The sequence below is a fragment of the Streptomyces himastatinicus ATCC 53653 genome (assembly GCF_000158915.1).
Lineage (GTDB): Bacteria > Actinomycetota > Actinomycetes > Streptomycetales > Streptomycetaceae > Streptomyces > Streptomyces himastatinicus.
Genome location: NZ_GG657754.1, coordinates 9,473,313 through 9,480,200 on the forward strand (window position 1 = coordinate 9,473,313; position 6,888 = coordinate 9,480,200).

Here is a 6,888-nt window from a genome sequence, read left to right on the forward strand (position 1 = left end):
TGCCTGCCGCCGGGGGACGGGGCGCCGACGCCGGAGGCGCGTCGTCCGCATCCGATGCGGGCGGCGCGAACCACGGCGAGCGAGGGGCGCCCTGCTGGTCCGCTCCGGAGCCGCGCTGCTGTTCCGGGCCGGACCGCTGCGGCGGCACCAGGCCGGGCCCGGACTGACGGGCCTTCTGGGCATCCTGGGCGGCCGGTCCGTCCGCCGACTCCCTGTCGTGCGCGGACGGCGCGGACGGCCTGGACGGGAGGGGCGGTGGTCCGCTGCGGGACCCCTCCGGTGCGCCCTTGCCGACCGGGCCGGGGCGGCCGGTCCCGTTGGCACCGTTGCCGTTGTCGTTGCCGTTCCCGTTTCCGGCAGGGCCGTCGGTCCCGGCAGGTGCGCGGCGCGGCAGCCGCCGCGGCAGCGCGGAGTCCGTACCGGGCCCGGCGGCGTCGGCCCGCTCGGGGCCGCCCCAACCAGGGGACCGGGTACCGGAGTCGGCGGTGACCGCCGGGCGGGCCCCGTTCGGGGACTCGCGCAGCGCGGGCGCCGTCGTGGCGGGGCCCGACTCCTGCCGCGGCCGCGCCGGTTCGAAGGCCTTGGCAGCCGTCGGCGACGGCCCCGTGCGCCGGGGCAGACCCCCGCCCCGGGGAGCCTCGTCGGGCCGGTCCCCCGGTACCAAGTTGGCCGGGACGAGCACACCGGCGAGCAGGCCCGCACCCCAATCCGAGCTGAGGTTCACGGAGATGCCGTGCCGGTTGGCCAGGCGGCCGACGACGAACAGGCCCATCTGACGGGAGGACGAGGCCTCCTCGGAGGTGGTCGCCTCCAGCCGACGGTGCGCCTTGGCCAGGTCGGCGCCGCTCATGCCGATGCCCTGGTCGCGCACCTCGATCAGCGCGGAGCCGTCGCGGCGCGGTGTGGTGCTGACGACGACCTGGGTCTCCGGCGGGGAGAAGGCGGTGGCGTTGTCGAGCAGTTCGGCGATGATCCGGGCGAGGTCACCGGCCACGTAGCCGGTCACCGCCACGGAGGAAGAGGCCTGCACCTCGGCGCGCTGGTAGTGCTCGATCTCGGAGACCGCGGCACGCAGTACGTCCTCCAGCGGCACGCGCTGACCGTGGGAGCGGACCAGTGTGCTGCCGCAGAGAACCATCAGGTTCTCGTTGTTGCGCCGCATCCGGGTCGCCAGGTGGTCCATCTGGAAGAGGTGGCCCAGCTGGTCCGGGTCCTCTTCGTGCCGTTCGAGCTGCTCCATCAGGCGCAGCAGCCGGTCCACCAGGGTCTGGCTGCGCCGGGAGAGGTTGACCAGGGTGTCCCGCAGGTCGCCGCGCAGCGCGGCCTGTTCCGACGCCAGGCGCACGGCCTGACCGTGCACCGCGTCGAAGGCCCGGGCCAGCTGCCCGAACTCCTCCGTGGTGTGCACGGGCACGGCGCTGACCGAGGTGTCCGCCTTCTCGCCCTCACGGATGCTGGAGACGGCGGCCGGGAGCCGGTGCTCGGCCACGTCGAGCGCGGTGGAACGGAGGACGGTCAGCGACCGCAGCAGATACCGGCCGATCGCGAAGCCGATGGAACCCGCGAGCAGCAGCACCGCGAGCAGGGCCACGGAGTACGCACCGGCGCGGTTGCTGGTCTGGTCCTGCAACTGGGCGGAGTTCACGCGCAGCTGCTGGGCGAGGTTCTTCTCGACCTTCCCGAGGAGCTTGACGGTGGTTTCCGAGCTGCGGTTCCACTCGGCCGTCGACACCTGCGGCGGAGTGACGCCCTGCTGGGCGCCGTTCCCCTGCGACCCGGACAGCGCGCCGCGTACGAGGTCCGCGCGCCGCTTCACCAGTTTTCCGGTGACGGTCCGCTCGTACATGCTCTGCTCGGCGGGGGTGGCCACGGCCCGGAAGTCGCCGAGCTTGTCCTGGAGGCGGATGTCCGACTCCTCCAGCGCCCGCACGAGGGTCATGTCCATGGACTGTCCCGACTGCCCGGACTTCATCGCCTCCAGGAGCGTCACATGCTGGAGGTGGACCTCCTCCTGGACCGCCTCCAGGTCGTACAGCGCCGACGCCGGACCGGACAGCTTGGGTTCGCCGAACCGGCTGCCCAGGGCCTGGTCCAGGTCGAGCAGGCTGTTGATGGCGGTGCGGTACTCGTTCACCGCGGCCCGGGAGCTGATGCTGCCGGACGCCACCTGCTCGCGTACGTCGGTCAGCCCGCCCAGGGCCTTGACCGCGTCCTGATAGCGGTTGCCCGCGGCGCCGTCGAGCTGGGGCGCCCGCTTCGTGCTGCCGGTGAGGGCGGTCCGGGCGCGGTCGGTGGACCGGACCTGGCGCCGCATCGCGGCCGCGTCGGTGCCCCCTCCGCCCCGCAGCTGATCGGCGGCCATGGTCCGCTCCGCCTGGAGGCTCCCGAGCAGCGGCATCAGCCCGGAGCGCAGCTTGACCAGCCGCTGCATGTCCGCGTACGAGTTGGCGCGTTCGACTTCCCGTTGGATCTGGACGACGCCCAAGGCGACGGCCAGCAGCGCGGGCACCACCAGCACGGCGCCGAGCTTGACCGGCAGCCGCCAGTTTCGCCATTGCACGATGGTGGCCCACAGCCCTGGGCCGCGCACAACCTCGGCCGCATGCCTGCCCGGGGTCACGAGACGCGCTCCGCGCCCGGGGCGGCTTGGCCACAGCGATGTATCACGATGCGCTTTCTCTCTACTCGAACAGCTTTCGGCTCGTCATGGCGAGCTCATAGAGGCCGTACGCGAAGGGAATGGCCACCCACAGCCAGACCACGGCCAGCAGGACGGGCGACGACTTCACGGCCGCGCTCTGCGAAGGTTCGTCTTGGTGAGCCATCAGTTACCCCTTGCCCTTCTCGGCCGGGACGGCCTTCTCAGCCGGTACACCGTCGGCTCCGCCCTCTTCGTCCTGCTCGTCCCGGGCTTCGCCTTGCTCGTCCCGGGCTTCGTCCTTCTTGTCCTGGGCTTCGCCCTGCTCGGCCGGGGCGGCCTGCTCGGCCGACGCCACCGGCTCCGGCTCGTGGAACTTCGGGTTCACCGGGCGCACCAGCTCGTTCGCGATGAAGCCGACGACCAGCAGCGCGATCATGAGGTAGAAGGACACGGCGTAGAGGCCCGGTCCGCTGTTCCCGGACTTCTTCCCGGCGTCCGCCACGGCGTCCACGATGATCGGCCCGGCGACTCCGGCGACCGACCACGCGGTCAGCAGCCGACCGTGGATCGCGCCGACCTGGTAGGTGCCGAACAGGTCCTTCAGATAGGCCGGTACGGTCGCGAACCCGCCGCCGTAGAACGACAGGATGACCATGGCCGCGACCACGAACAGCGCGGTGCTGCTGTTCTTCCCGAGCAGGATGGTCAGGTAGAGCAGAGCACCCGCGCCCAGGTAGAGGCGGTAGATGTTCTTCCTGCCGATCATGTCGGAGACCGACGACCACACGAAGCGGCCGGTCATGTTGGCCAGGGACAGCAGGGCCACGAACCCGGCGGCGGCGGTCGCGCTGACCGGGGCGTCGGTGTCCTGGAAGAAGTCCTGGATCATCGGGGCGGCCTTCTGGAGGATCCCGATGCCCGCAGTGACGTTCATGCACAGCACGATCCACAGCAGCCAGAACTGCGGGGTCTTCACCGCGTTCTTCGCCGACACGTTCGCGGTCGTGACGAGCTGCTTCCCGGTCTCCTCGCGGGGGACCCAGCCGGCCGGACGCCAGCCGTCGGCCGGTACCCGGATGAGCAGGACGCCGAGGGTCATGAAGGCCGCGTAGGCCAGGCCGTGGACCAGGAAGGTCCGGGCGATGCCGCTGGTGTCGCTGCCGAAGGAGGAGAGCATCTGCGACGACCAGGGGGAGGCGATCAGCGCGCCGCCGCCGAAGCCCATGATCGCGGTGCCGGTGGCCATGCCCGGGCGGTCCGGGAACCACTTCATCAGCGTGGACACCGGCGAGATGTAGCCGATGCCGAGGCCGATTCCGCCGACGACGCCGTATCCGAAGATGACCAGCCAGTACTGGCTGGTGGCAACGCCGAGCGAGGCGATCAGGAAGCCCGAGGAGAAGGCCACGAGCGATACGAACATCGCCCACCGGGGGCCCTTGCGCTCGACGAGCGTGCCACCGAAGGCGGCCGAGAGGCCGAGGACGAGGATGGCGATCTGGAAGGGGAGTGCGCTGGCGGTCCCTGAGATGTCAAGGGCTTTCTCCAGCGGCGTCTTGAAGACGCTCCAGGCGTATGCCTGGCCGATGGAGAAGTGAATCGCAAGCGCCGCCGGGGGGATCAACCATCGATTCCACCCCGGCCCTGCGATAATGCGAGAGCGGTCGAGAAAACCCACCGATTACCTACCTCCGTCCTCGGGAACCCATTGCCGCAGGCTCATTTTTCTGGAGACGTCAAAGACGTCCCGGGCGGTGGCGAGTGTAGAGCACGCTGATCAGCGGGAACAACGACGGGACTTCGTCACGGGCCCCGTATCGGAGCAGCCTCCCACACGTTCGCATAGATGGGGCCATCCTCCAACATCGACACATTGCATGCATCCCCTGTTCACGAAATATCCGCAAGTTCGGTTGCTCGGGGTCGCCGCCGTCACATGACACCAGGTCAGACGGGCCGAAAGGAGGAAGGAACGGGAAAAGTGCACATCCCGAGAAGTTCTGACAGGTGATCACAAGCGTGTCGTAGCCGCATATGTGCCCTGCAGTCACCTGCGACCGGGCGGTTCCGGTGCAAGCCCGGTCGAGCCGGTCCACCGGTCATCCCCGGTCGTTGACGGCATCCGGCGCCTTACTACACTGACCCCGCCATGGGGCTGCGGGTGCTCCTCCTCCCCACCATCCATTGCAGGCAGATCCGTACGAATTCTCCTGCCCGAAACTCCCGGGAGAGGACCATGACGAAAGCGGTGCGGCCGCCCGCGCCTATTTCATCCGAGCGGGCCACGGGGCCGGGGTTCGCCGACCGCGGCACGGAAAGCGATGAGCCCGACTTCGCCGCGATTCAGCAGAGTCCGGAATTCGACCTGCTTCGTAAGAGGCTGCGCCGGTTTGTCTTCCCCATGAGTGCGCTCTTCTTTTGCTGGTACATGACGTTCGCGCTGTTCTCGGCGTACGGTCATGGTTTCATGAGCCGTAAGGTGTTCGGCTCGGTCAACATGGGGACCGTCTTCGGCCTGTTGCAGTTCGTGTCGACGATCACGATCGTCCTGCTGTACCGGGGCTTCGCCGACAAGAAAATCGACCCGCAGGTGGACAAGGTGCGCGAGTTGGCAGGGGCCGACAAGGAATGACAGTGCAGATCGCGGCTGAGACGACCGGCAGCCCGCTCATCAACGTCAGCGTATTCGTCGTATTCGTCCTGATTACGCTGTTCATCGTCTACAAGGCCACCACCAGGAACCAGACGGCGGCCGACTACTACGCCGCGGGCAGCGCCTTCAGCGGCGTCCAGAACGGCATCGCCCTCTCCGGCGACTTCCTCTCCGCGGCGTCCTTTCTCGGGATCTCCGGGGCGATCGCCGTCCACGGCTACGACGGCTTCCTCTACTCTGTGGGATGGCTCGTCGCCTGGCTGGTCGCCCTCCTGCTCGTCGGCGAACGGCTGCGCAACACCGGCCGGTTCACCGTGGGCGACGTGATGGCCTACCGGATGAAGCAGCGCCCGGTGCGCGCGGCGGCGGCCAACGCCACCCTGGTGATCACGTTCTTCTACATGCTCGCCCAGATGGCCGGTGCGGGCGGGCTGATCGCCCTGCTGCTCAATGTGCACAGCAAGGGCGGGCAGGCCCTCGTCATCACCGGCGTCGGCCTCGTGATGGTCTTCTACGTCCTGGTGGGCGGCATGAAGGGCACCACCTGGGTGCAGATCATCAAGGCCGGTCTGCTCCTGATCTGCGTGACCTTCATGAGCGTCTTCATCGTGGGCAAGTTCGGATTCAGCTTCTCCGCGATCCTCGACCAGGCGGCGGCGGGCAGCCCGCTGGGAAAGAGCCTGCTCGAACCGGGCGGCTGGTACGGCGACGGCGCGATGGACAAGCTCGACTTCGTCTCGCTGTCCCTGGCGCTGGTCCTCGGCATCTCCAGCCTGCCGCACGTGCTGATGCGCTTCTATACCGTGCCGAACGCCAAGGAGGCGCGCCGGTCGGTGGTGTGGTGCTCCTGGTCGATGTTCCTGTTCTACCTGGGGATCCTGGTCGTCGGCTACGGCGCCGCCGCGATGGTCGGCCCGGACGCGATCCTGGAGGCTCCCGGAGGCGAGAACTCGGCGGCACCGCTGCTCGCGTTCAAGATCGGCGGTGCGGTGCTCCTGGGCATCGTCGCCGCGGTGGCCTTCGCGACCATCCTCGCGGTGGTGGCCGGTCTGACCCTGACCGCCTCGGCGTCTTTCGCGCATGACGTGTACGCCAATGTGATCCGGGAGGGGAAGGCCGACGCGCGGTCCGAGATCAGGGTCGCCCGGCTGACGGCCATCGCGGTCGGCTTCCTGGCCATCATCGGAGGCATCGTCACCAACGGCCAGAACGTGGCCTTCCTGGTGTCGCTGGCCCTGGCGCTCGCCGCGTCCGCCAACCTGTCGACCATCCTCTACACGCTGTACTGGAAGCGGTTCAACACGACGGGGACGCTGTGGAGCATCTACGGCGGTCTGGGGTCGGGGCTCATCCTGATCCTCTTCTCGCCCGCGATCTCGGGTAGTTCGACGGCCATCTTCAAGGGCGTCGACTTCCACTGGTTCCCGCTCACCAACCCGGGCATCGTGTCGATCCCGCTCTCCTTCCTCTGCGGCTTCCTCGGCACGGTCCTCAGCAAGGACCCCGCGGACCCCGAGAAGCAGGCGGAGATGGAAGTACGGGCGCTGACCGGCATCGGCAGCAAGATCTGACCGGAGCCCGCGCCACGAGGCCG

General features: G+C 68.9%; 4 protein-coding genes and 1 pseudogene. 2 read left to right on the forward strand and 3 right to left on the reverse strand.

What is annotated here, in order from left to right; translation table 11 throughout:
• The 3 genes and pseudogenes from SSOG_RS40085 to SSOG_RS40090 form a co-directional block, all read right to left on the reverse strand.
• On the reverse strand, positions 1-2,620 hold a 2,620-nt coding region (locus SSOG_RS40085; RefSeq protein ID WP_050800123.1), incomplete at its 3' end, for a sensor histidine kinase.
• Positions 2,621-2,681: 61 nt separating this feature from the next.
• Positions 2,682-2,825, reverse strand: a complete 144-nt coding sequence (locus SSOG_RS54380; protein ID WP_167542538.1) for an MFS transporter small subunit — start codon at positions 2,823-2,825, stop codon at positions 2,682-2,684.
• A gap of 132 nt (positions 2,826-2,957) precedes the next feature.
• Positions 2,958-4,319 (reverse strand): annotated as a pseudogene (locus SSOG_RS40090) (L-lactate MFS transporter); the annotation flags it as partial.
• A 558-nt stretch (positions 4,320-4,877) separates the two neighbouring features.
• Between SSOG_RS40090 and SSOG_RS40095 the strand changes: the two are divergent.
• Both SSOG_RS40095 and SSOG_RS40100 read left to right on the forward strand, forming a co-directional pair.
• Positions 4,878-5,273, forward strand: a complete 396-nt coding sequence (locus SSOG_RS40095) for a DUF485 domain-containing protein (RefSeq protein WP_009720037.1) — start codon at positions 4,878-4,880, stop codon at positions 5,271-5,273.
• Positions 5,270-6,865 (forward strand): solute symporter family protein, encoded by a 1,596-nt coding sequence (locus SSOG_RS40100; RefSeq protein WP_009720038.1) that lies wholly within the window; start codon positions 5,270-5,272, stop codon positions 6,863-6,865. Before SSOG_RS40095 ends, SSOG_RS40100 begins: the two co-directional genes overlap by 4 nt.
• Positions 6,866-6,888 lie beyond the last annotated feature (23 nt).